Source organism: Geothrix paludis (assembly GCF_022808815.1).
In the GTDB taxonomy this organism is placed as follows: domain Bacteria; phylum Acidobacteriota; class Holophagae; order Holophagales; family Holophagaceae; genus Geothrix; species Geothrix paludis.
Genome location: NZ_JAKZLC010000001.1, coordinates 97,606 through 119,760 on the forward strand (window position 1 = coordinate 97,606; position 22,155 = coordinate 119,760).

Below are 22,155 nucleotides of genomic sequence, written 5' to 3' on the forward strand. Positions count from 1 at the left end.
TTGGGAGAAGAAGCCTTCCTTACCGACGGAGGCCGAGGCGGTCGATCAGCGTGGCGTAGCGCTCCTTGCTCTTCTTCTTGAGGTAGTCGAGCAGGCGGCGGCGCTGGCCGACCATGATCATGAGGCCGCGGCGGCTGTGGTAGTCCTTGGTGTGGGTCTTGAAGTGCTCGGTCAGGTCGTTGATCCGCTTGGTCAGGATCGCGACCTGCACCTCGGGCGAACCCGTGTCCGACTCGTGCTGCTTGTAGTCGTCGATGATGATCTTCTTCTGTTCCACGTTCAGGGCCATGTCGGCTCCTTTTCGGGGGATCGCCCGTCACCCGTTCCTCAGTCCCGTACCGAGGATGGGTCGAACCTGGAGAGGCCAGGTGCCTGTTTGTTTTCAACGACCATTTTCTTGCCGGCGACGCCGGCGAGAAAATGGTGCGGATAGAGGGACTCGAACCCCCACGTCTTGTGAACACTAGTACCTGAAACTAGCGCGTCTACCAATTCCGCCATATCCGCTTGAAAGAACGATCCGGGGCCCGCGGGTTCCGGATGTGCCGAACACCAAGCCTAGCGTGGTCCACGCTTCGAGGCAACAGTGATTCTCGGCAGAGCCCCTACCACTCACGATAGGGGATGCCGTTCATGCCGGTCCCCGGGGCGAGGCTGTAGACGTCGTAGACGTGGCCGCCGCCCCAACTGGAGCTGTTGGCGTCGTCGTTGGTGTTCCGGAGACCCCATTCCGCCTTCCCCGTGAAGGGATCCACAGGGACGCGGCGGAGGAAGCGCACCTTGCGGCTGAGGGAACCGGCCGCGGGAACGCCTTCCACCAGGACCTCCAGGCTCTCGGGATAGCCGTTGGCCTCCGCCGGTGGGGCCTTGATCTTCTGCTGGTCCGCCTGCTTCTTGTATTCGTCGATGGCCAGCCGCATCTCGCGCAGGTCCCGACGCAGCTCCAGCTCCTTCTCGCGCTTGAGGCCGTTGCGGGCCAGCGGCACGGTCACGGAGGCGAGGATCAGCAGCACGGTGGCCGTGACCACCAGCTCCAGCAGGGTGAATCCCCTCTGGCGGCTCACTGCACCGTCACAAGGGCGTTGGACCAGCGCCCGGAGATGGGGCTGGTGCCCGCCAGGAACTGGCCGCTCTGGATGAGCACGGGCGCGTTGCCGGGGGTTAGGCCCGTCAGCTCAAGGGTGGCCAGCTGCCCGCTGTCCACCTCGGGGCTGTTGCGCTTGAAGACGAGCTTCAGCGTGCCGTCCTTCCCGGGGACCTGTTCCAGGCTGCCGCCCTCGGTGGTGATGAAATCGCCAGGCGACACAGCGCCAAGCTTCAGGCCCGCGGGCAGGCGGAGCTCCACCGTGCCCGAGCTGAGGCCCTTGCCGCCGCTGACCGTGAGGCCGATCTGGACGCGCTCCCCGACCTTGATCTCGGAGGCCACCGGCGTCATGAAGATCACCAGATCGGAGGCGGCGGGGGCCGCCTGGTCGACGGGAGGCGTGTCGGGTTTCTTTTCCTGGATCGCGGTGGAAGGCGCGGGCGGCACCGGCACAGGCGCGGCGGGAGCGGCGGCGGAGCCGGGTAGCGCGGGGGCGGCCTGGGCGGGCGCAGGCTGGGCGGCCGCAGGAGCAGCGGCTCCTGCCGGGGCGGGCTTGGTGGGCTTGGGGGCGAACATCCCCGTCTGGGACGCGGCGTCATCGGGGTTGAACGCGGCGAGATCCTGTTCCGTGAGCACCGGCTTCCGCACCAGCACGGCGCGGATGGTGAGGATCACGTCGGTCTTCGCCTTGCTGTTGCGGGTGTTCCCGGTCAGGCGGCCGATGAGGGGGATGTCGGCGAGGCCCCAGATGCCCTGGAGGCTCTTCTGCTCCTCGTCCTTCAGCAGGCCGCCGAAGATCGCGGTCTCGCCATCACGCAGGCGGGCGGAGGTGATGATCTCCCGCTTGCCGAGGTCCGGCCGGCCCGGCGTGGAGCCGCTTTTCAGCGTGGTGACGAGGCTGTTGATCTTGAGGGTGATCTCACCGTTGTGGTGGACGCGGGGCTCCACCTTGATCTTCACGCCCACGTCCTCGTAGGAGAAGGAGGTCTGGCCCACCCCGCCCAGGAGGGACGAGGCGGAGGTGGTGCTGGTGGTGCCCGTGGTGGGCAGGGAGAGCTGGCTCTGCGTGGTGGAGATCTTCTCGCCGATGTTCACCTCGCCGGTCTCGCCCGAGAGCACCCGGACATTCGGGCTCGCCACCAGGCGGGCGTCGCCGTTGCCCTTCAGGAAGTCCAGGGCCAGGTTCGGGAAGAGCACGCGGATGTCGGCGGTGTGGATCTTGGTGAATCCGGAGTTGGTGTTCATGCCCGAGGTGTTGTTCACGGTGGTGGCACCCATCCGGAAGGTGCCAGAAGTGTCGGAGGCGTTGATCACCGGGAGCAGGCCCACCTGCTCCAGGCTGTTCTCCGTGACTTCCATCAGCTCCATGTAGACCATGACCTCGGCCTTGGCCTTGTCGAGGCTGCGGATCACCTGGTCCACGACGGCCAGCTCCAGGGGCTTGGCCTTCACGATGATGGCGTTGATGCGCTTGTCGGTGAACACCCGGAGCTGGGGGTTGAGCGTGGTGAGGGTCGAGCGCAGTTCCGTGGGATCGGCGTTGGACAGGTAGTAGGTCTTGAGGAGCTGGTTCTCGTACTGGTCGCGGTTTTGCGGGGTGGCCTTGAAGACCATGATGGTGTTCTTGTCGATCACCTTGTAGAACAGGTCGTTCTGCAGCATCAGGGTGTCCAGGATCCGCTGGAAGGGCAGGCCCCGCAGGTCGATGGAGATGTTCTGATCCTGGAAGGACGAGTGGGCGATGATGTTCACCCCCGAGGCGCGGCTGAGGGTGGCGAAGATCTCGCGCAGGCTGGTCCGGCGGCTGAAGTTCAGATCGAGGCCCTCCAGGGACCGCGGGTTCAGCTGCACGGCGTTCACGGTGTCGGCCTTGGCCTTCAGGAGCTCGAGGTCATCGGCGGCGTCCGCCGCGGCCTTGTCCTGGGCGACTTTCTGCTCCAGCCGGATCAGCCAGTCCTGGGCGATCTGGTTGTCGGGGTCCAGCACCAGCGCCTTCTTGACCTCCATCAGCACGGTGTCGGTCAGGCCCCGCTGCTCCGCCTGGCGCGCGAGCGCGATGTGCCCTTCGGCCGCCCGCTGGGAGGCCCGCTTGATGCCGATGCGGGCCTTGGTGTTCGAGGGGTCGCGGCGCAGCACCTCGCGGTAGGAGGCCACGGCATCGTCGTAGCGGCCTTCGTCATAGGCCTGGTTGGCCTTGTGGAGGCTGCAGCCGAGGACCAGGAGCAGCATCGCGACGGCGGCGATGATCTTGCGGGCGGGTGCGAAGGAGGAGAGCGGCATCGGTGGCATCCTTCGGATCAGAATTGATTGACGGGTGCGCCGCCGGAGGCGTCGCGGGCCTCCAGGACCATCCGCAGGTCTGGATACTTGGTGTTCTGGAATTCAGCCCGGTTCTCGAGGATGGACACGAGCTTCCAGCGGTCCCCGACGAGGGTGCCCTGGACCAGGGTCACGGGTTCCTCGCCCTTCATGAAGGCGCCCACCAGGCCGGCGGGGTTGCCTTTGAAGAAGCCGAGGTAGCGGAGGTTCTGAGGCCTGCCGGCGAACTCCGCGGCCTTCTCCTGGGCCAGCCGCTGACGCTCCAGCTCCTCGGGCGTGGGAGGCGGCGGGGGCGGGGGCGGCTTGACGAGCTTGGGCGGTGGCGGAGGGGCCTCGAAAAGGAAGAGGTCCCGTTGCACCTTGGCTCCCGGAGGAAGTTCTCCTGCCCGGTCAAGGGCGGCCAGGTCCGGGAGTTTCTTCAGCCCCGCCAGTTGGCGCGGGTCCAGGTTCGGCCCCGTTCCCGCAGGTGTCGCACGCCGGGTCCGGGGGGCCTCGGGGGCCAGGACGGTGTAGAGGGCGAAGGCGAGGACCAGGGCGAAGGCCACGAGGGCGGCCTGAGTCCGGCGGTTGGCCCGGAGTTCCTGGATCATGGCCTGGAAGTCGAAGGCGCGGGCCGGCGTGGTCATGCCTCCTCCTCGCGGTCCGGGGCGCCGGCCTTGCGGAACGCGCGCAGCACGATGTCGATGCGGGCGCCTTCGGGGCTTTCCTCCAGGCGGCCGTCCCTCACGGCGAAGGGAAGCCCGGATCCCTCGAGGTCGAGCATGAAGGCCTTGTGGTTGGCGTAGATGCCGACGGCGACGAATTCCACGTCCACGGCTTCCAGGTCCGATCCGCGGGCCCCCTCCCGGCTGGGCAGGCCGTACTTCACCATCTGGAGTCGCAGGTCATGCTTCTTGGCCAGCTCGTGCAGAGTCTTGCTGAGGTTCCACTGGAGCTCGCCGGCGGAGCCGCGCGGCAGGCGGGCCTCCAGGTTCTCGAGGGTCTCCTGTCCCCGGCGGATCCGGTCGGCCAGCTGCTGGAGTTCCTGGAGCTGCTGCACCTGCTGGTTCCGGTTGCGCTCGGCCTCCTGCTTGGCCTTGACCTTCTGGGACCGCTGCTGGGAAGCGTCCGGGAGCAGGAAGATCGCCACGCCGAGGCCCAGGGCCAGTCCCAGGATGCCCAGCCCCAGGCGAAGTCGGCTTGCGCGGAGGGGGCTGTTCATCGGGGGGGCCTCCTCGACAGGCGCGAGCCTCTGGGCGGACGCGCTTCCTCGTCGTCGTTCGGCACCGGCATGGGGCGGGTCTGGGCTCCGGCCTTGTCGCCCGGCGCCAGGGGGCCGGCCGGCGCGGCTGGCGGGGGCGTGAGGCGCGCAGCCCCCGGAGCCGCAGGCGCGGGTGCCGGGCGTGGCGCGATGGCTGTCGGCTTGGGTGGGGCTGCCGGTTTGGGCGGGGTCGCCGGGGCGGTGGACGCGGGGCCGGTCTTCACGGGGCGCAGTTCGAAGGGCGGGGGCACGGCCGCGGCGGGCACGCTCAGCTCGAAGTCCCAGCCCCCGCCCTGGCGCTCGGATTCGCGCTCCAGGATCACTTCGGAGAAGACGGGAGCCGTCCGGAGCGCATCCACGAACGCGGCCTCCGCCACGCGGGTCTGGGCCTCGGCCTTGAGCTTCATCACCACCTGCTGGCCGTTGCCGCGGGTCCGCTGGAGGCTCTTCAGCCGCATGCCAGGGGCCATGCACTGCTCCAGTTCCGCGGTGACGCGGGACCAGGGCAGGCTCCGCTCCTGGAGGATGCGCTCGGCCAGCTTCCACCGGGCCTGCTCGCGAGTGGCGTCCATGCTCTGGAGGGCGGCCTGGATCTGGGCTTCAGAACGCGCCGCCCGCCGGGTCTCCTCGGTCAGGCTCACGGCGTCTCGGCCCGCGCGGCTGGCCTGGTGGTAGACCCGCCAGGTGAGCCCCAGGGAGCCGAGGAAGAACGCGCCGCCGAGGCCGAGGGCGGCCCAGCCGAGGACGCGGTGGTGCTGCCGCCACAGGGTCGGCCGGGGCGCCAGGTTGAGGTGGAGGACGGGAACGGCCATCAGGGCGTCTCCACCAAGGCGAACCGGTCATCCAGGATGCGCGTGGGGAGGCCCGTGTCAGGCCACGCCGGAGCGCCCCAGATCGCCAGGCTCTGCGGGGTCCGGGATTCCCGCTGGAGGAAGGCGGCGCTGGGCGTGATGCGCTCTTCGTTCCAGGCCTGGGGATCCAGGGGTTCCGTCCACTGGCGGAGCAGGCAGAGGGTGCGTCCCCAGGCCACCAGGGTGCCGGCGTAGCGGCCCTGTCCGGCGGGGCTCAGGGAGAGGAGCATGCCCGGGAGCTCCAGCGACGGGGCCAGCAGGTTGTAGAGGTGCAGCCAGCGGGGCATGAGCCCATGCAGGTTCCGGTCGAGGCGGAGGCCCAGCTGGAGGAGGGTCTCCCGGAATTCCTCGCGGATCCCCGAGGCCAGCCAGATGCCGGGCTCGATCTCCAGGGCCTGGACGAAGTGGGGCTCTTCCAGGGCGAGGGTCTGGTTGAACCGCCACCGGAAGAAGGCCTCCTGGGCCTCGGCGCCCTTGGGCAGCTCGGCCAGGTCCCTCATCAGGACCGATGGGGTCCAGAGGTCGTCCAGCACCCAGCGGGTGGGGCCCTGGGGCAGGGAGGACAGGGCCTGGGCCAGCTGATCCTCCGTGGGGGCGCCTGAAAGGGTGCGACGGTGGAGGCCGGCGTGGATGCGGTGCGCTTCCAGCCACACCAGGGACGCCGCAGGAGCCTGGAGGAAGGGCAATCTCATGGCCTTGCTCCCGCGTTTCCGGGCCTGTGTTTCGGGTACAGCGCTCCCGACCGGGCGTCCGTGGCCGGGTCGCACAGGAGAAAACGGAGGGGATGCACAGACGGCTCCTGACAGGACAGGGGAAGGAATCGAGTCTAACGGGCCTGCTCCGGATTCCCAAGGGACGGACAGCACGTCTGATATGGAATGATGGAGGCAGATGTTCCCCACCCTTTCTCCTGGAGCGCTGATCGCGTGCGCCTGATCTCCCTTGAACTCCATGGCTTCAAGTCCTTCGCAGACGCCCAGAAGCTCAGTTTCCCAGGAGGCATGACCGCGGTCGTGGGGCCCAACGGCTGCGGCAAATCGAACATCTCCGACAGCCTGGCCTGGGTGCTGGGCGAACAGCGGGCCTCGATGCTGCGCGGCGCGGAGATGGCCGACGTGATCTTCGCGGGCACGGCCCAGCGCCGGCCCACGGGCCTGGCGGAGGTGAAGCTGGCCCTGGAGATGCCGGACCCGGCCTTGCCGGGCTCCACGCGGGAGGTGACGATCTCGCGCCGCCTCTACCGGGATACCGGCAGCGAGTACCGCATCAACGGCCGGGAGGCGCGGCTCAAGGACGTGCAGGACCTGCTGCTGGACACGGGCATGGGCACTCGGGCCTACAGCTTCATCCAGCAGGGGCAGATCGACCTGATCCTCAGCAGCAAGCCCAAGGACCGGCGCCTGCTGCTGGAGGAGGCCGCCGGCATCACCCGCTACAAGCTGCGCCGGGCCGACGCGGAAAAGCGGCTGGACGAGACCCGCGGCAACCTCCAGCGGCTGGATGACATCCTCTACGAGCTGACCAAGCAGATGGATTCGCTCCGCCGCCAGGCGGCCCGCGCCCGGAAGGCGAAGGAACTGGACGCGGAGATCAAGGCCACGCAGCGGGTGCTGCTGGCGGGGAAGGCGGTGGAACTGGAGGAGGCCAAGCAGCGGATCCTGGACCACCTGGACGAGGTCGAGCGGCGGGTGGCCGAGCTCACGGCGCAGGTCTCCGAGAAGGCCTCCGAAGTGGAGGCTCTGCGCCTGTCCGTGGACGAGCGGCAGCAGGCCCAGGCGAAGCGGGCGAGCGCCATTCTCGGCCTGGATCAGCGCCTCCAGCTGGCCGACCAGGAGCGCAGCTTCCAGGAGGACCGGAGGGTCGAGGCGCGGGACCAGCGGGCCCGCCTGGAAGAGCACATCCAGATGCTGGTGGCGCGGCTGGCCGAATCCGGCGATTCCTTCACGGCGCTGGAAGCCCAGCTGAAGGAGGCCGGAGAGCGCCTCGCCCTTCAGGAGGCAGAGCTGGCCAAGGCCGAGGAGGCCGTGGCCCTCGCCCAGGGCGCCCTCCGCCACGCGGAGGCGGAGCTTCATGCCCATCGCGAGCGGAAGGCCGACTCCCAGAAGGAGGCCCTGGCCCGCCAGAAGGAGCGGCTGGGGCTCCAGACTCAGGTCGCCCAGCTGGAGGGCCGCCTGGACACCCTCAACCACGAGGAATCTGTCCGCGCGCCACGTCTGGAAAGCCTCGAGGCCGAGTCGGGCCAGGTGGAGCGGGCGCTGGAGGGGCTGCTGTCCCAGCTCGAGCAGGCCGAGGAGGCCTCGCTGGACCAGCGCCGCCGGGCCGAGCAGCTGGAGGAGGCCCAGCGCGTCCTGGCCCAGGATCACCATCGGGCCGAGGCGGAGCTGGACGCCGCCGAGCGGCGCCTGCGGCAGATCTCCGACTTGCTGGCCAAGAGCTTCGGCGAGGCGGAATTGCAGAAGGGGCTCGCCTGGCTGCGGGAACAGGGTGTCCGCCCCCAGACGCTGGTGGATCTGCTCACGGTGGACGAGGCCCTGCGGCCGGATCTGGAGCGGCTGCTGGGCAACTGGCTCCAGGTCCTGGCCGTCGAGGCGTCCCTGGCGGGCCGCGCCGCCGAGGCTCCGGGTCATCTGCTGCTGGCCCTGGAGGACAAGGGGGACCTGCCGCCCGTCCCGGAGGGTTGTGAGGCTCTGCGGGACCACCTCAGGTGGACGGGGTCGAACCGTCCGCTCGGCGCCCTGCTGGGCCGGGCCTTCCGATGCGCCGACGCGGCCCTGCCCACGCTGGCGGCGGCCCATCCGGACCTGGCGTTCGTCTCGCCCGCCTTCGTGCGTCTGCCCTTCGGTCCCGTGCAGCTCGGCGTGTCCGCCCCCGCCGCCTCTCCCCTGAAGCTGCGGGCGGAGCAGGAGGAGGCCAAGGCCACCCGCGAGGCCCTGCTGGACCGCATCGAGGACCTGGAGACCCGGCGCGGCAGGGGCGGCGACGACAGCCGCGCCGCCCGGGAGCGATCCGTCGAGATCGACGAGGACCTGCGGGCCCTCCGGCGGCGGGCGGACACCCTGAAGGCGCAGCGGACCTCGCTGCTGACCCAGCTGTCGGAGATCCGGGCGGCCAGCGAGCGGGCGGACGCCCTGTGGGAGCAGATCGAGGCCGAGATCAAAGGCCTTCAGGGCCAGCTCCGGGACCTGGAAGCCCACCCGGAAGAGGCCAACGACACCGCCCTGGAAGAGGCCATCCGCCAGGCCGAGGATCTGGTCCGCGAGGCGCGGCATCGGTTGGACGAGCGCCGGGACCAGCGCGGCGAGGTCGCGCGCGCCCGTGACGCGGCCTGGGCGGAGCGGGACGGCCACGAGCGGCATCTTCAGCTGGCCCAGCGGGGCCGCTTCGACCTGGAAGCCGAACGGCAGCGCCTGGAAGTGGAGGCCTCCGAGCAGGGCAGCCGCATGGAGACCTGCGCCCAGCGCCTCGCCGAGCTGGAAGCGGAATCCCAGGGCCTGCTGAGGGACCGGGAGGAGGTGCAGGCCCTGGCCCAGGAGGCGCAGCCCCACCTCGAGCTGGACCAGGAGACCCTCCGGGTGCAGGAGCGGGCGGCCCGCGAGCTTCAGGAGGCCCTGGAGAACGCCCGGGCCCAGCACCAGGAGGTGCTCATCCATGGCGCGCAGGTCCAGGGCAGCCAGGAGGCCCTGGCCAAGGAGGTCGAGCTGGCCCTGGGGCTGGAGATCCCCGCCTTCCTGGCCGGCATCACCGAGGTCGAGCGGGAGGCCTGGGCCGAGGGCGGACTGGTCCACCAGACCCGGCTCAACGAGCTCCAGGGGCGGCGCATGGACCTGGGCGGCGTGAATCCCCTGGCCATCCAGGAACTGGAGGAGGCGGAGACCCGCCTGGCCTTCATGAACGAGCAGCGGGCCGACGTCACCGCGGCCATCGGCAACCTGGAGTCCACCATCCAGGAGATCAACGCCACCAGCGAGGAGCGCTTCCGGGAAGCCTTCGACTTCGTGAACACGCGGTTCCAGGAGGTGTTCCGGGAGGCCTTCGGCGGCGGCCAGGCCCAGCTGAGCCTGGAGGACCCCAAGAACCTGCTGGAGTGCGGCATCGAGATCACCGCCCAGCCCCCGGGCAAGAGCGCCAAGGCCCTCACGCTGCTGAGTGGCGGCGAGAAGGCGCTGACGGCCATCTCGCTCCTCTTCGCCATCTTCCACTTCAAGCCCAGCCCCTTCTGCGTGCTGGACGAGGTGGACGCTCCGCTGGATGAGGCGAACGTGGGCCGCTTCGCCGCCATGGTCCAGAAGATGAAGGTCGACACCCAGTTCATCGTCATCACCCACCAGAAGCCCACCATGGTGGCCGCGGACACGCTCTATGGAGTCACCATGGAAGAGGCGGGCTGCTCGCGGCTGGTGAGCGTCCAGCTCCGGGAGGCCGAGGCCCTGGTCTGAGCTTTCGGGTGTGACGGAATGGGTGGTGAACACCCTTTTCGCCCTCCGGTCCATGCCCTGCAAGGGCGATCGGCCTGTCAATGCGAAAGAAAGCGTAAATTGTGGAAAACCCCGGATCGGAATTGTCCGGCAGATCCGTCAGACGTATTTAATTTAAAAATTGATTTGATTCAGTTTGTATAGACACAAATCGACGTTAAAACACCCTCGAAGTCCATCCAGGAACAGGGTTTAGCCCTCCCGGGAAGGATCAATCCACAGGCTTTTCCACAGACGTGCGCCGTCGGTTTGTAACTACCTGGTAATGCTGGGGTGACTTCGGTGTGTCAGCTTTCCAGCTCGGCCGCGAGGAACTCGGGCCGCAGCCATTCGCGGAGGGTCTCCTCCCCCACGCCCAGCTTGGTGAGATGCTCGGTGGCCATCTTCATGCTCTGGCCCGCGTCCCGGCAGATGAGCAGCCGCTGCTTCCAGGCTTCGAGGGCGCGATGCCGCAGCTCGGGCTCGCCCTGGTCCATGCGCTTCTCCAGCACGAAGCCGAGGTTGTTGGCCGCTTTGCGATGGCTGGGCTCCAGGGTCAGGGCCTTCTCGTAGGCCTCCGTGGCCTCCGTCAGGCGTCCCGCGACTTCCAGGGCCACGCCCCGGGCGTTCCACACATCCGAGTCGTCGGGGGCCAGGGCCATGGCCTGGTCCACCATGCCCATCTGGTCCTCGGGGCGGTTGGCGAAACGGTAGACCTCGGACAGGCCGAGGTAGGCGCTGTACTCGCCAGGATCCGTCTCCAGCGCCTTCAGGAACGCCTGCTCGGCGGCTGGTCCCTGACGGGTCTCGATGAGGGCATAGCCCAGCTGGACCTGGAGGTCCGCCGCATCGGGCTCCCGCATCATGGCCTCGCGGTAGCAACGGAGCGCGTCCTCCCAGCGGGATTCCTCGCGGGCCATGTCGCCCAGGGCGGCCCAGGGGTTCGCGGCTTCCGGATCGGTCTCTGTGGCGAGGCTGAAGTAGGAAACGGCGCCTTCGCGGTCACCCATGTCGCGCTTCAGCTCGCCCAGCAGGGCCTGGGCCTCCGCCAGCACCGGCGCGGGGGGGGCGAGGAGCATCAGCGTGTGGAGCTGGCCCTGGGCGAGCTCCAGATGCCCCTGCTCGCTGAAGATCTCCGCGAGGATGAAGTAGCTGGCCGGATCACACACGTGCAGGCTGCGGGCCCGCTGGATGCAGCGCAGGCCTTCCGCGAGCTCGCCGCGCTTCAGCAGCATCTCGCCGAGGGCGTGCCAGCCCCAGTAGTAGGACCCGTCCGTCTGGAGCGCGGCCACCAGCTGCGCCTCGGCGCCGCTCCAGTCGGAGAGCTGGTCCATGGCGATGGCGAGCAGACGGAGGGTGCGGGGATCCGTGGGCCGCAGGCTGAGGGACTTCAGCAGCCAGGCCTTGGCCTCCGCGGCCTGGCCGCGATGCAGGTGCACGAGGCCCGTGAGCTCGAGGGCCTTGGGATCCTGGCCGTCGAGGGCGAGGGCCTGGTGGAGGGCGAGTTCCGCTCCGTCGATGTCCTGGAGGAGAAGGCGCAGGTAGCCCAGGTTGCGCAGGTGCCCGCCGCACCCGGGGTGCTCATCCCGGAGGGATTCGAGCTGCGTCAGGAGCTCCTGGCCCTCTTCCTCCTCGGCGTTGTCGCTGAAGCAGAGCAGGCGTTCGAACCAGGCCTCCGCGTGGGAGCGGTCCTCGACCAGGAGCTGGTCCAGGACCTCCTGGGCCTCCGTGTGCCGGGCGCGGCCATTGAGGGCGCGAGCCAGCTTGAGGCGGTCAGCAAACGACGTTCCGGCCGCGGCCTTGAGGGCCGTCAGGTCTGGGTCGAGCAGCTTGATCCAGGGGCGTGCCATGGGATGCCTCGTGAGGGAGTCCAGGGTATCACCGCGATGGAGCCAGCGCCGCCGCGAGTCCGTCGCAAAGAAGCTGTGCCATGGCGCCACGGGTCTCGACGGTGGCCGAACCGAGGTGGGGCAGCAGCACGGCGCGGGGCGCCTTCAGCCAACGCGGATTGAGGCGCGGTTCACCTTCGTAGACGTCCAGGCCCGCCCCGCCGAGGCGGCCCGATTCCAGCAGATCGATGGCGGCATTCTCATCCATGATGCCGCCGCGCGCGGTGTTGATGATCACCGCGCCCTGGGGCAGCTTCTCCAGCGCGGCGCGGTCCAGCATGCCGCGGGTCTGGTCCGTCAGCGGGCAGTGGAGGGACAGCACGAGACTCCTCGGGAGCAGGTCCGCCAGGGGGAGGCGCGCGGCCTTGCCGGCGCCGAAATCCACCTCGCCGCCCCGTCCCTCGCGATCCCAGAACAAGGGCGTCATGCCCAGGGCCTGGGCACGACGGGCGAAGGCCTGGCCGATGGGGCCGCTACCGAGGATGCCGCAGCCCTTGCCCGAGAGACCCAGGCCCAGCAGCTGGTCAGGCGCCCAGCCCTTCCACGCGCCGGAACGCACCAGCGCCTCGCCTTCCGCCACGCGGCGAGTCACGGCCATGAGCAGGGCCAGGGCGATGTCGGCGGTGGCGTCCGTCAGCACGCCGGGCGTGTTCACCACGGCGATGCCGCGGGCCTGGCAGGCCTTCACGGGCAGGTGGTTCACGCCCACGGAGTAGGTGCCGATGGCCTTCAGCTTCGGCGCGGCGTCGAGATCCGCCTCGGTGACGGGCTCGGAGAGCATCACCACCAGAGCCTCGGCCTCGGGCAGGGCGGCGTTCCATTCCGGCGAGCGGAAGGCCGCCAGCCGGAGATCGGGGAAGCGGGCGCCGAGTTCGGCCAAGGCGGGGCCGACGAGAGGAGAGGTGGAGAGGATTCGCGTGCTCATCGCTGCAGGGCCTTCAAAGCGAGACGGATGGCCTCCGCCAGGGGCGGCTTCGAGGTGCGAAGGTCCGCCACCACCGGCAGCACTACGTCCTCCTTGAAGCCAAGATTCGTCAGGGCGGAGCGCAGGTTCTCCTCCCAGGGGTCGCCCACGGGCCCTCCCGCCAGGCCGTCCAGGCCCGACAGGCCGCCGAGCTTCTCCGACAGCTCGAAGCACATCTTCTCGGCGGTCTTCTTCCCCACGCCGGGGATGCGCGTGAGGGCCTTCACGTCCCGGCCCCGGATGGCGCGCACCAGGTCCTCGGGGCTGAGGGCGCCCAGGGCCGCCAGGGCCATCTTTGGCCCCACGCCGTCCACCTTCACCAGCAGTCGGTAGAGCTCCCGTTCCTGGGTGGAGGAGAAGCCCAGGAGGGCGATCTCGTTCTCGCGCACCAGCAGCTCCGTGTGCAGCACCACCTGGGTGCCCGCCTCCGGCAGCAGGCCATAGGTCGAGAGGCTGATGGCCGCGGCGTAGCCCACGCCCCCGCACTCGACGAGGGCCAGGTTCGGCAGCTTCTGGATGAGTTCCCCGCGCAGGCGTCCGATCATCCTTCGAGGATACCGGAAGGAAAACCCCCGGGCCTGCGGCGTTTCCTGCCGCTACATCCAGTAGCGGAAGAGCGAGTCCATCAGCCGCGCGACCACGTCGCCGTTGCGCCGGTTGCGCTCCTCGCGGCCGGGGAGCTCCGGATAGGCCGGCACGGGATCGTGCAGGGTCCGTCCGACTTCCGGCCCCAGCAGCTCGCGCCAGCGGTCCAGCCAGGCATCGGGAAGCTGTTCCGGGATGGGAAGGTCCATCAGCGTGAGGTAGAGGATCGTCCAGACGCGGGCCACGACCTGGGCCTCGTAGCCGCCGCCCAGGGTGAAGAGCGCCCGTCCCTGGGTGCGCTCAGCGGCCAGGTCGAGAATCCGGCGATAGAGGGCCTGGAAGGCCTGGGTGGTCAGGGCCAGGTCCCCGAGGGGGTCTGCGAAATGCGCGTCCGCGCCGGCCTGCACCACCAGGACGTGGGGCGAGAACCACTCCAGGGCCCTCGGCACCACGGCGTCGAAGGCCTCGAGGTAGCTCTCGGATTCCGTGAAGGGCTCCAGGGGGATGTTGACGCTGAGCCCCCGCGCGGTGCCGGCGCCCAGCTCCTGGATGTGGCCGGTGCCGGGATAGAGGTAGTGCCCCGTCTCGTGCAGGCTGATGGTCAGCACCTGGTCGCTGTCGTAGAAGAGGCTCTGGACCCCGTCGCCGTGGTGGAGGTCGATGTCGAGGTAGGCCACGCGCCAGCCGTGGCGCACCATGGCCCGGATGGCCACGGCTAGGTCGTTGTACATGCAGAAGCCCGCCGCCCGGTTCCTCTGGGCGTGGTGGAGTCCTCCGCCCAGCTGGAGCACCCGGGTCTCGGCTCCCTCCATCAGGAGCCGTGCCCCATGGAGGGTTCCGCCCACCAGCCAGCGGGCCGCGAGGTCCATGCCCGGGAAGATGGGGTTGTCCGGCGTCCCCAGTCCGAACTGCTCCGCCTCGGGCCTGGACTCGCCGCGATCCAGGGCCTCGACCATGGCCACGTACGCCTCGTCGTGGACCGTGAGGATCTCCTCCCGGGTGGCCGCGGGCGCCGCGATGGGCGAGGTGGCGTGGCCCAGGGTGTGGATCAGGTCCAGGAGCATGGCGAGCCGCGCCGGCGTGAAGGGATGCTCCGGCCCGAAGTCGTACCCGGCGTACTCCGGGCGGTAGATCAGTGCTGCCATGGCTTCTGGATGGGCCACAGGACCTCAAACTCCGCCCGCCGGAGCTCGTCCGCGAGGGGGCGGATCTGGTTGGAATCCACCCGGAGCACCGTGCGGACAGCCTCGGGCGAGGGGTAGGTGAGGATGGAGTGGATGTTGACGTGGCGCTCCGCGAGGAAGGCCGTGAGGCGGGCCAGCTCGCCAGGCCGGTCCGCGAGGGCCACCTCGAGCCGGGAGGAGGGCTTGGTCACTCCGGTGAGGATCATCAGGGCGTCCAGCAGATCCATGCCCGTGAGGATCCCCACCAGCTCGCCGCCGTCCACCACGGGCAGGCAGCCGATCTTGTGCTCCCGCATGATCCGCGCGGCGTCCTCCACGGGATCCAGGGGATCCGCCGTCAGGGGCGGGCTGCTCATGACGGCGGAGACGGGATCCCCGGCGGGGCGGGGATTCTGGCAGAGGCTGCTGGTGGCCAGGCGGAGGTCGCGGTCCGTGAGGACGCCCACCAGGCGTCCCCGGTCCACCACCGGCAGGTGGCGGAAGCCGCGGTCCTGGAGCATCTGGTAGGCCTCTCCGATGGTGGCCTCCGCGGAGACCACCGTCACCGGCCGGCGCATCATCTCCTTCACGAGCATGGCGGTTCTCCTCGGGGTTCAGGCTCGGGGTTCAGGGCTTGCGGAAGCCGACCTGGGTGAAGGTCAGGCGCAGGTCCGGCTGCAGGGGCAGGGGGCTGAGGGCGCCGGTCTCGCCGTGGACGGCGACCTGGGCCTCCAGGGTGTGGAGCCAGGGCAGCTCCTCCACGAGCTGGGTCAGGCGGCCCAGAGTCTCGCCCAGGCCGTTGCCGGGCGGCAGGTGCATCCGCTCGAGGACGTCGGCGATGTCCAGATCCGTGAGCGGGGTGATGCGCAGGATGGAGCCCACGCCCTGGCGGTGGAAGCGCCAGATGGGTCCGAAGTCGGGATCCGTGGAGAGGTTGAGCCCCACCCTGGGGCCCCGCCGGTCGGCGGGTTCCGGGAGGTTCGTGACGGGGACGCCGAAGAGCCCCATGAGCTCCCGGGCCTGGGTCACGGAGAGGATCGCGTGGGCGGAATCGGGCAGCTTCTCCACCAGCTGCTCCACGCGCCGCCGGGCCTCGCCGGCGTTGATGTCCGCGTAGCCCTGGAACCGGCCCGGGGGCTGCCGGCGGAAGTGGGCGTACTGGACCACCTTGGACAGGGCCAGGGCCGCCGACTCCGGGAAGCGGTAGGAGGGGAAGGTGCGGTGCATGGCGCCCCCCTCGCCCAGGGCGGCTGATCCCACGGGGATGGCCCCGCTCACGCCCATGAGGGAGAGCAGGGTCGGCTTGGCGATGCCCGTGGTCTGCTCGGCCCGCACGGCGGCCCGCCGGATGGCCCGGGCCACCAGGGCCGGGTCGCAGTCCCCCAGGCAGGCGAAGGAGGCGATGAGGGCGTCCACCTCGGGATGCTCCAGAGCCTCCCGGCAGGCCCGCTCGTAGTGCTCCGCCGTGGCCATGGCATGGAGGTCCACCACGCCGGGACCCGCGATCCGCATGCCGTGGGATTCGCAGGCATCCGCGCAGATGGTGGCCACGCCGCCGGAGTTGCTGACGATGGCCACCCGGTCGCCCCGGGGCAGGGGCTGGTGCGACAGCAGCAGCGCGATGTCGAACAGGTCCTCCAGGGTGTCCGCCCGGATCACGCCGGCCTGGTGGAAGAGGGCCTCCACCTCCGCGTCGTTCTGCGGGCTCGCCGCGATGTGGGCCTGGGCCACGCGCCGCCCGGCATGGCTCCGGGCGCTCTTCACGCAGAGCACCGGCTTGCGGTGGGAGATCCGGCGGGCCAGCCGGGCAAAGCGGCGGGGATTCCCAAAGGTCTCCAGGTAGAGCAGGGCCAGGTCCGTGTCCGGGTCCTCCTCCCAGTACTGGAGCAGGTCGTTGCCCGAGACGTCGGCCCGGTTTCCGGCGGAAACGAAGGAGGAGAACCCCAGCCCGCGCTCCGCGGCGTACTGCAGGATCACCACGCCCAGGGCTGCGGAGTGGCTGAAGAAGCCCACCCTTCCGCGGGGGGGCATCACGGTGGCCAGGCTGGCGTTCAGCTGGACCGCCGCATGGGTGTTCAGCAGCCCCAGGCAGTTGGGGCCCACCAGGCGCGCGCCCCGGCTGCGGGCGAGGCGCACCAGCCGCTCCTGGCGGCGGGCTCCCTCCGGACCGGTCTCGGCGAACCCGGCCGTGAGGACCAGGAGGCCGCGCGCGCCCTTGTCCAGGGCCCGCCGGGCGAGGGCCGACACCTTGGCCGCCGGCACCGCCAGGACCACCAGATCCGGAGGCTCCGGCAGGGAGGCCAGGGAGGGATAGGCCTGGACGCCTTCGATGGCCTTGGCCCTGGGATTGACCGGATAGACCGCGCCCTGGAATCCGCCCCGGAGGATGTTGCGGAAGATGGTGCTCCCCACGGAGCCGGGATCCCGGGAGGCGCCCACCACGGCCACGCTGCCCGGCCGCAGGAGCGGCACCAGAGAGTTGGCGGTGGCCACCCGCTCGCGGATCTCGGCCCGCTCCCGCTGGGCCTCGGGGGCGCTCAGGGGGAAACGCACATGGATGATGCCGCCCTCCATGGCCCGGGTGGTCTCGAACCCGGAATCGCGGAAGACATTGACCATCTTCTGGTTCTCATGGAGCACCTCGGCTTCGAAGCCGACGTAGCCCGCGCCCGCCGCCAGACCTGCGAGCCGCTCGAGGATCAGCGTGCCGATGCCCCGGCCCTGGTGGGCGTCCGCGATCATGAACGCGACCTCGGCGACGGCCCCGCCATCGCCCACGTAGTTCCCCAGGCCCAGCACCTGCTGCTCCGCCCCCTCGCCCTCGATGGCCAGGAGGCAGGCCCGCTGGCGGGGGTTCTCGTCGCAGAGATCCTCCACGAACTTGCGGGAGACGCTCGACACGCCGCCCATGAAGCGCATGGCCATGCTCTCCCGGGAGAGGCCGCTGATGAATGCCTCCACGCGGTCCGCATCCTCCGGGGAGGCGATCCGCAGGAGGACGCCCTGGCCGTCCTTCAGCAGGACGAATTCCCGGTAGCCTGCGCCGTCAGGGATGATGCTGAACACAGGGTGCCTCGCGGATCGGGGTGCAATGCGACCACCCTATCATGCGCTCCCCGGGGCCGGGCCCTACTTGAGATCCTTTCTCCCCCTGCATGTCGTTTTTCGTTCTGGACGGCCGGTCAGGGCCGTCCTAGATTGCTCTATACCCCCCCAGCGAATCAGGAGGACCAGATGAATGGTCGCGAAGCGTTTCTCCAGGCCAGGGACTTCCTCGCCCAGCACCGGGACGACTACGAAGGCGCCCGCCGCGACTTCCGCTGGCCTGTCCTCGACACCTTCAACTGGGCCCTGGACTACTTCGACGCCTACGCCGCGGGCAACGACCGGCCCGCGCTGTGGATCGTCGAAGAGAACGGGGCGGAGACGAAGGTCAGCTTCCAGGAGCTCTCCCGGCGCAGCAACCAGGTGTCCAACACCCTGCGGGCCATGGGGGTGAAGCGCGGCGACGGCCTGCTGATCATGCTGGACAACGTCCTCCCCCTCTGGGAGGTGATGCTGGCCTGCATCAAGCTCGGCGCGGTGCTGGTTCCCTCCACCCTGCTGCTCTCCCAGGCCGACCTCCAGGACCGCATCGAGCGCGGCGGGATCCGGCACCTGGTGGTGGACTCCGCCCAGACGGCCAAGTTCGACGGCCTGGACGCCAGCCTCACCCGCATCTGCGTGGGCGCCGCGGTACCCGGCTGGCACGACGTGTCCGAGCTCTACGCGGGTTCGACCGCCTTCGCGCCCGATGCGCCCACCCGCGCCACGGACCCCATGCTGCTCTACTTCACCTCCGGCACCACGGCCAAGCCCAAGCTGGTGGTCCACACCCACCAGTCCTACCCCGTGGGCCACCTGTCCACGATGTACTGGGTGGGCCTGCGGGAGGGCGACGTCCACTACAACATCAGCTCGCCGGGCTGGGCCAAGCACGCCTGGAGCAGCTTCTTCGCGCCCTGGAACGCCGGGGCCTGCATCTTCGTCTACCGCGCGGCCCGCTTCAGCGCGTCGGCCACCCTCAAGACCATCGTCGACAAGGGGGTGACCACCCTCTGCGCCCCCCCGACCGTGTGGCGCCTCTTCATCCAGGAGGACCTGGCGGCCTACAAGGTGAAGCTCCGGGCCCTGGTGGGTGCCGGCGAACCCCTGAACCCCGAGGTCATCAGCCAGGTGGAGAAGGCCTGGGGCCTCACCATCCGCGACGGCTACGGCCAGACGGAGACCACCGCCATCGTAGGCAACTCGCCCGGGCAGGCGGTGAAGTCCGGCTCCATGGGCCGCCCCCTGCCGGGCTTCCATGTGGCGCTGCTGGATTCGGAGGGGAACGAGGCGGAGGAGGGCGAGATCGCCCTGAAGCTGAACCCCCGGCCCACGAGCCTCATGGCCGGCTACAAGGACGATCCCGAGAAGATGCGCAAGGCCGAGGCCGAAGGCTGGTACCGCACCGGCGACGTGGCCACCCGCGACGAGGATGGCTACCTCTGCTTCGTGGGCCGGGCGGACGATGTCTTCAAGAGCTCCGACTACCGGATCAGTCCCTTCGAGCTGGAGTCCTTCCTCATCGAGCACGAGTCCGTGGCCGAGGCGGCGGTGGTGCCAAGCCCGGATCCCCTCAAGCTCACCGTGCCCAAGGCCTACATCATCCTGCGGGCGGGGTACGCGCCGGACCGGGCCATGGCCCTGGCCCTGTTCCGGTTCATCCGCGAACGCATCTCCCCGTACAAGCGCATCCGCATCATCGAGTTCGGCGACCTCCCCAAGACCATCTCCGGCAAGATCCGACGGGTGGAGCTGCGGAAGCGGGCCGCGGATCCCACGTCATCCTCCCTGGAGTTCCGCGAGGAGCAGTTCCCTGAACTGAAGTAGCCACCGCCCTGGGAAGCCCGCTGCAACTTACCTGAGGACAGGTATTGGAAGGGCGGGCTCCCCATCGAAGAATGGAGATCCGTCCCCGTTCCCGCCATCCATCCCCTGAGCCACGCTTTCCGGAGGTTCCCATGAAGTACCTGGACGACGCCCGCGACATCAAGTTCAACCTCCTCGAGTGGCTGGATCTGGATGCGGTCCTGAAGACCGAGCCCTACCAGGAGGTCGACCGCGACCAGCTGGCCATGGTTCTCGACGAGGCGCTCAAGGTGGCCAAGGGCAGCGTGGCCGCCTGCAACGAAGTCGGCGACCGGGTCGGCGCCCAGTGGGAGAACGGGAAGGTGCGGCTGCCGGACGGGTTCGCCGAAGCCTTCGAGGACCTCGCCTCCGGCGGATGGATCAGCGCCACCATGAACCCCGAGTTCGGCGGCATGGGCCTGCCGGAGGCCGTGGGCACCGGCATCAGCGAGTACCTCATGGGGGCGAATACGGCCCTGGGCCTCAAGGTGCTGCTCACCCGCGGCGCCGCCCACCTCATCGAGACCTTCGGGAGCGACGAGCTGAAGGCGGCCTACTGCGAAAAGATGTACACCGGGGAGTGGACCGGCACCATGTGCCTCACCGAGGCCGGCGCCGGCAGCGACCTGGGCGCGCTCACCACCAAGGCCGTGAAGCAGGCGGACGGATCCTACCTCATCACTGGCGAGAAGATCTTCATCACCAGCGGCGACCACGAGCTGGTGCCGAACATCATCCACGCCGTGCTGGCCCGGACGCCGGACGCTCCCGCGGGCCCCAAGGGCATCAGCCTCTTCGTGGTGCCCAAGGTCCGGGTCAACGCCGACGGCAGCCTCGGCGCCCCCAACGACGTGGCCTGCGCCGGCATCGAGCACAAGCTGGGCATCCACGGGTCGCCCACCTGCAGCCTGGTGTTCGGCACCAACGGCGGCACCCAGGGCTTCCTGCTGGGTCAGGAAGGGCAGGGCCTCGCCCACATGTTCGTGATGATGAATGCCGCCCGGTACGAGGTGGGCGTCCAGGGCCTGGGCAATGCCTCCGCCGCTCACCAGGCGGCCCTGGCCTACGCCAAGGAGCGTCTGCAGGGCCGCGCTCCCGGGGCCGCCAAGGGCGTCGGGCAGTCGCTCATCGTCGAGCACCCGGACGTGCGCCGGATGCTCCTCATGCAGTCCGCCTACGTCCAGGCCATGCGCGCCCTCGTGACCTACACGGCCTGGTGCATGGACATGGCCCACGTCTCCGTCGGCGAGGAGAAGGACCGCTGGCAGGGGCTGGTGGAGCTGTTCACCCCCGTCTGCAAGGCCTGGTGCTCCGACTGGGGCTTCCGCGTGACCGAATGGGCCCTCCAGACCTTCGGCGGCTACGGCTACACCATGGAATACCCCGCCGAGCAGTACCTCCGCGACTGCAAGATCGCCTCGATCTACGAAGGCACCAACGGCATCCAGGCCCTCGACCTGGTGGGCCGCAAGTTCCGGATGCAGGAGGGCAAGCCCGTGAAGGCCCTGATGGGCCAGGTGGGGGCTGCGGTCCAGTCCCTGGCCGCGGATCCCGTCCTTGGTCCCTCCGCCCGGCAGCTGGGCGAGGCCGCCAAGGCGCTGGGGACGGTGCTGCAGGAGATCCCCGCCCACGAGAACGCCGCCCTGCTGACGGGCCTGAATGCCGTCCCCATCCTGGACATGGTCGGCCATGTGGTGGCGGGCCACCTGCTGCTCCAGCAGGCCGTCCTGGCCAAGGGGAAGCTCGCCGCGCTGCTGCAGGAGCGGGGCGTGGACGCCGGCGATGCCAAGGCTTTCCGGGCCCTCCTGGCCGGCAGCTCCGAGGCCGCCTTCTACCAGAACAAGGTCCAGGCGGCGATCCACTTCGCCCACCGGGGCCTGCCCCTGGTGGCCGCCCAGGCCGTGGCCCTGCGCGCCGGCGAGACTGCCCCCATGGAGGCGGTGTTCTAGGCCCCTTCCGTCTTCGATCGTCCATGAGAAAGCCCCCTGGCGACAGGGGGCTTTTCCTTTGGTGGACCTGATCAGGATCGAACTGACGACCTCTGCATTGCGAACGCAGCGCTCTCCCAGCTGAGCTACAGGCCCTGGATCCTCCAGTTTAGCGGGCTCTCGCTTCGCGTCAATGCAATGGATGAGGGGCCAGGAGATCCTCCAGGAAGAAGGCAGCGAGCTCTGCTCGGCCCTCCAGCCCAGCCTTGCGGTAGATGGCCTGGGCCTGCTGGCGGACCGTGGGCTCCCGGGTGTCGCGAAGGGCGGCGATGTCCCGGGTGCTCAATCCCTTGAGCAGGAGCAGGGCCACCTCCCGCTCCGCGTCGGTCAGGTGCCATCGGTCGAACTGCTGGTCGATGGCCTCCGAGAGCCCTCGGAGCAGATCGGCGGCCTCCGCGCGCCAGTGGTTGGCCTCGGCCTGCACCTTGGCCAGGTCGCGACGCAGCCGATGGACATCCTGGCTACGCGCCTGGAGTGCGCGGAACATCCAGAGCGACATGGTGAGTGCCAGGACCGCCGCCAATCCTTCGACGATGAGATGGCCCCAGCCGGCGGAACGGAGCAGGCGGTCGGTGGCCAGATCCAAGATGAGCAGGGCACTTACCGCCAGCAGCGCCAAGGCGAAGGCGCGGGTCGGGTGCCATCGGCCTTCTGTCGGATCCGCCAGTCCTATGCCTTGCCCCATGAGG

The 22,155-nt window shown here is 69.5% G+C and carries 17 protein-coding genes and 2 tRNA genes; 3 read left to right on the plus strand and 16 right to left on the minus strand.

From position 1 onward, the window contains the following. Nucleotides 1-19 precede the first annotated feature (19 nt). The 8 genes from rpsO to MLE64_RS00500 all read right to left on the minus strand — a co-directional run bounded on the left by rpsO (nucleotide 20) and on the right by MLE64_RS00500 (nucleotide 6,186). A complete protein-coding gene (gene rpsO / locus MLE64_RS00465) occupies nucleotides 20-289 on the minus strand; it encodes a 30S ribosomal protein S15 (protein ID WP_243285910.1) in 270 nt (89 codons plus the stop codon). A gap of 132 nt (nucleotides 290-421) precedes the next feature. Further along, a tRNA-Leu gene (locus MLE64_RS00470) sits at nucleotides 422-507 on the minus strand. Between the two features lie 98 nt (nucleotides 508-605). Then, complete coding sequence (locus MLE64_RS00475; protein WP_243285911.1) at nucleotides 606-1,064, minus strand: type II secretion system protein; 459 nt, start codon at nucleotides 1,062-1,064, stop codon at nucleotides 606-608. Next, nucleotides 1,061-3,364 (minus strand): secretin N-terminal domain-containing protein, encoded by a 2,304-nt coding sequence (locus MLE64_RS00480; protein WP_243314630.1) that lies wholly within the window; start codon nucleotides 3,362-3,364, stop codon nucleotides 1,061-1,063. Before MLE64_RS00480 ends, MLE64_RS00475 begins: the two co-directional genes overlap by 4 nt. Nucleotides 3,365-3,381: 17 nt before the next feature. After that, a complete protein-coding gene (locus tag MLE64_RS00485) occupies nucleotides 3,382-4,029 on the minus strand; it encodes a hypothetical protein (protein ID WP_243314632.1) in 648 nt (215 codons plus the stop codon). Continuing rightward, nucleotides 4,026-4,604, minus strand: coding sequence for a hypothetical protein (locus tag MLE64_RS00490; RefSeq protein WP_243314633.1), 579 nt, complete (start codon nucleotides 4,602-4,604; stop codon nucleotides 4,026-4,028). Before MLE64_RS00490 ends, MLE64_RS00485 begins: the two co-directional genes overlap by 4 nt. Next, on the minus strand, nucleotides 4,601-5,455 hold the full coding sequence (locus tag MLE64_RS00495; protein WP_243314635.1) for a PilN domain-containing protein: 855 nt from the start codon (nucleotides 5,453-5,455) through the stop codon (nucleotides 4,601-4,603). Before MLE64_RS00495 ends, MLE64_RS00490 begins: the two co-directional genes overlap by 4 nt. Continuing rightward, nucleotides 5,455-6,186 carry a hypothetical protein gene (locus tag MLE64_RS00500; RefSeq protein ID WP_243314637.1) on the minus strand — a complete coding sequence of 244 codons (732 nt, stop codon included), beginning with the start codon at nucleotides 6,184-6,186 and terminating at the stop codon, nucleotides 5,455-5,457. The genes MLE64_RS00495 and MLE64_RS00500 overlap by 1 nt, the downstream gene beginning before the upstream one ends. 189 nt (nucleotides 6,187-6,375) lie before the next feature. On the opposite strand from MLE64_RS00500, the gene smc reads away from it, so the two are divergent. Continuing rightward, on the plus strand, nucleotides 6,376-9,930 hold the full coding sequence (gene smc, locus MLE64_RS00505; RefSeq protein ID WP_243314639.1) for a chromosome segregation protein SMC: 3,555 nt from the start codon (nucleotides 6,376-6,378) through the stop codon (nucleotides 9,928-9,930). 326 nt (nucleotides 9,931-10,256) lie between these two features. Here smc and MLE64_RS00510 read toward each other — a convergent pair whose 3' ends face one another. From MLE64_RS00510 to MLE64_RS00535, 6 genes are read right to left on the minus strand one after another with little or no spacing between them, the layout of a single operon-like run. Continuing rightward, nucleotides 10,257-11,798 (minus strand): tetratricopeptide repeat protein, encoded by a 1,542-nt coding sequence (locus tag MLE64_RS00510; RefSeq protein ID WP_243314640.1) that lies wholly within the window; start codon nucleotides 11,796-11,798, stop codon nucleotides 10,257-10,259. Between the two features lie 28 nt (nucleotides 11,799-11,826). Continuing rightward, the gene (locus MLE64_RS00515) at nucleotides 11,827-12,762 is read right to left on the minus strand and encodes a 2-hydroxyacid dehydrogenase (protein ID WP_243314643.1); all 936 of its coding nucleotides are present in this window, start codon (nucleotides 12,760-12,762) and stop codon (nucleotides 11,827-11,829) included. Then, nucleotides 12,759-13,346 (minus strand): Holliday junction branch migration protein RuvA, encoded by a 588-nt coding sequence (gene ruvA / locus MLE64_RS00520; protein ID WP_243314646.1) that lies wholly within the window; start codon nucleotides 13,344-13,346, stop codon nucleotides 12,759-12,761. The genes MLE64_RS00515 and ruvA overlap by 4 nt, the downstream gene beginning before the upstream one ends. A 51-nt stretch (nucleotides 13,347-13,397) precedes the next feature. Beyond that, the gene (locus tag MLE64_RS00525) at nucleotides 13,398-14,531 is read right to left on the minus strand and encodes an acetoin utilization protein AcuC (protein ID WP_243314648.1); all 1,134 of its coding nucleotides are present in this window, start codon (nucleotides 14,529-14,531) and stop codon (nucleotides 13,398-13,400) included. Beyond that, nucleotides 14,519-15,145, minus strand: a complete 627-nt coding sequence (locus MLE64_RS00530) for a CBS and ACT domain-containing protein (protein ID WP_243314650.1) — start codon at nucleotides 15,143-15,145, stop codon at nucleotides 14,519-14,521. Before MLE64_RS00530 ends, MLE64_RS00525 begins: the two co-directional genes overlap by 13 nt. A 31-nt stretch (nucleotides 15,146-15,176) precedes the next feature. Continuing rightward, nucleotides 15,177-17,615 carry a bifunctional acetate--CoA ligase family protein/GNAT family N-acetyltransferase gene (locus MLE64_RS00535; protein ID WP_243314652.1) on the minus strand — a complete coding sequence of 813 codons (2,439 nt, stop codon included), beginning with the start codon at nucleotides 17,613-17,615 and terminating at the stop codon, nucleotides 15,177-15,179. 168 nt (nucleotides 17,616-17,783) lie between these two features. Between MLE64_RS00535 and MLE64_RS00540 the strand changes: the two genes are divergently transcribed. Beyond that, a complete protein-coding gene (locus tag MLE64_RS00540) occupies nucleotides 17,784-19,460 on the plus strand; it encodes an AMP-binding protein (RefSeq protein WP_243314653.1) in 1,677 nt (558 codons plus the stop codon). A 131-nt stretch (nucleotides 19,461-19,591) separates the two neighbouring features. Then, a complete protein-coding gene (locus MLE64_RS00545; protein WP_243314655.1) occupies nucleotides 19,592-21,427 on the plus strand; it encodes an acyl-CoA dehydrogenase in 1,836 nt (611 codons plus the stop codon). A 59-nt stretch (nucleotides 21,428-21,486) separates the two neighbouring features. Here MLE64_RS00545 and MLE64_RS00550 read toward each other — a convergent pair. Then, nucleotides 21,487-21,562, minus strand: a tRNA-Ala gene (locus tag MLE64_RS00550). A 34-nt stretch (nucleotides 21,563-21,596) separates the two neighbouring features. After that, nucleotides 21,597-22,151: a helix-turn-helix transcriptional regulator gene (locus MLE64_RS00555; protein ID WP_243293282.1), complete on the minus strand. Its 555-nt coding sequence runs from the start codon at nucleotides 22,149-22,151 to the stop codon at nucleotides 21,597-21,599. Nucleotides 22,152-22,155 lie beyond the last annotated feature (4 nt).

Bases quoted from the DNA above. Each gene is read 5' to 3' on its own strand.
- rpsO (WP_243285910.1), bottom strand. From the start codon at position 289: ATGGCCCTGAACGTGGAACAGAAGAAGATCATCATCGACGACTACAAG.
- MLE64_RS00480 (WP_243314630.1), bottom strand. From the start codon at position 3,364: ATGCCGCTCTCCTCCTTCGCACCCGCCCGCAAGATCATCGCCGCCGTC.
- MLE64_RS00485 (WP_243314632.1), bottom strand. From the start codon at position 4,029: ATGACCACGCCGGCCCGCGCCTTCGACTTCCAGGCCATGATCCAGGAA.
- MLE64_RS00490 (WP_243314633.1), bottom strand. From the start codon at position 4,604: ATGAACAGCCCCCTCCGCGCAAGCCGACTTCGCCTGGGGCTGGGCATC.
- MLE64_RS00495 (WP_243314635.1), bottom strand. From the start codon at position 5,455: ATGGCCGTTCCCGTCCTCCACCTCAACCTGGCGCCCCGGCCGACCCTG.
- MLE64_RS00500 (WP_243314637.1), bottom strand. From the start codon at position 6,186: ATGAGATTGCCCTTCCTCCAGGCTCCTGCGGCGTCCCTGGTGTGGCTG.
- smc (WP_243314639.1), top strand. From the start codon at position 6,376: ATGGAGGCAGATGTTCCCCACCCTTTCTCCTGGAGCGCTGATCGCGTG.
- MLE64_RS00510 (WP_243314640.1), bottom strand. From the start codon at position 11,798: ATGGCACGCCCCTGGATCAAGCTGCTCGACCCAGACCTGACGGCCCTC.
- MLE64_RS00515 (WP_243314643.1), bottom strand. From the start codon at position 12,762: ATGAGCACGCGAATCCTCTCCACCTCTCCTCTCGTCGGCCCCGCCTTG.
- ruvA (WP_243314646.1), bottom strand. From the start codon at position 13,346: ATGATCGGACGCCTGCGCGGGGAACTCATCCAGAAGCTGCCGAACCTG.
- MLE64_RS00525 (WP_243314648.1), bottom strand. From the start codon at position 14,531: ATGGCAGCACTGATCTACCGCCCGGAGTACGCCGGGTACGACTTCGGG.
- MLE64_RS00530 (WP_243314650.1), bottom strand. From the start codon at position 15,145: ATGCTCGTGAAGGAGATGATGCGCCGGCCGGTGACGGTGGTCTCCGCG.
- MLE64_RS00540 (WP_243314653.1), top strand. From the start codon at position 17,784: ATGAATGGTCGCGAAGCGTTTCTCCAGGCCAGGGACTTCCTCGCCCAG.
- MLE64_RS00545 (WP_243314655.1), top strand. From the start codon at position 19,592: ATGAAGTACCTGGACGACGCCCGCGACATCAAGTTCAACCTCCTCGAG.
- MLE64_RS00555 (WP_243293282.1), bottom strand. From the start codon at position 22,151: ATGGGGCAAGGCATAGGACTGGCGGATCCGACAGAAGGCCGATGGCAC.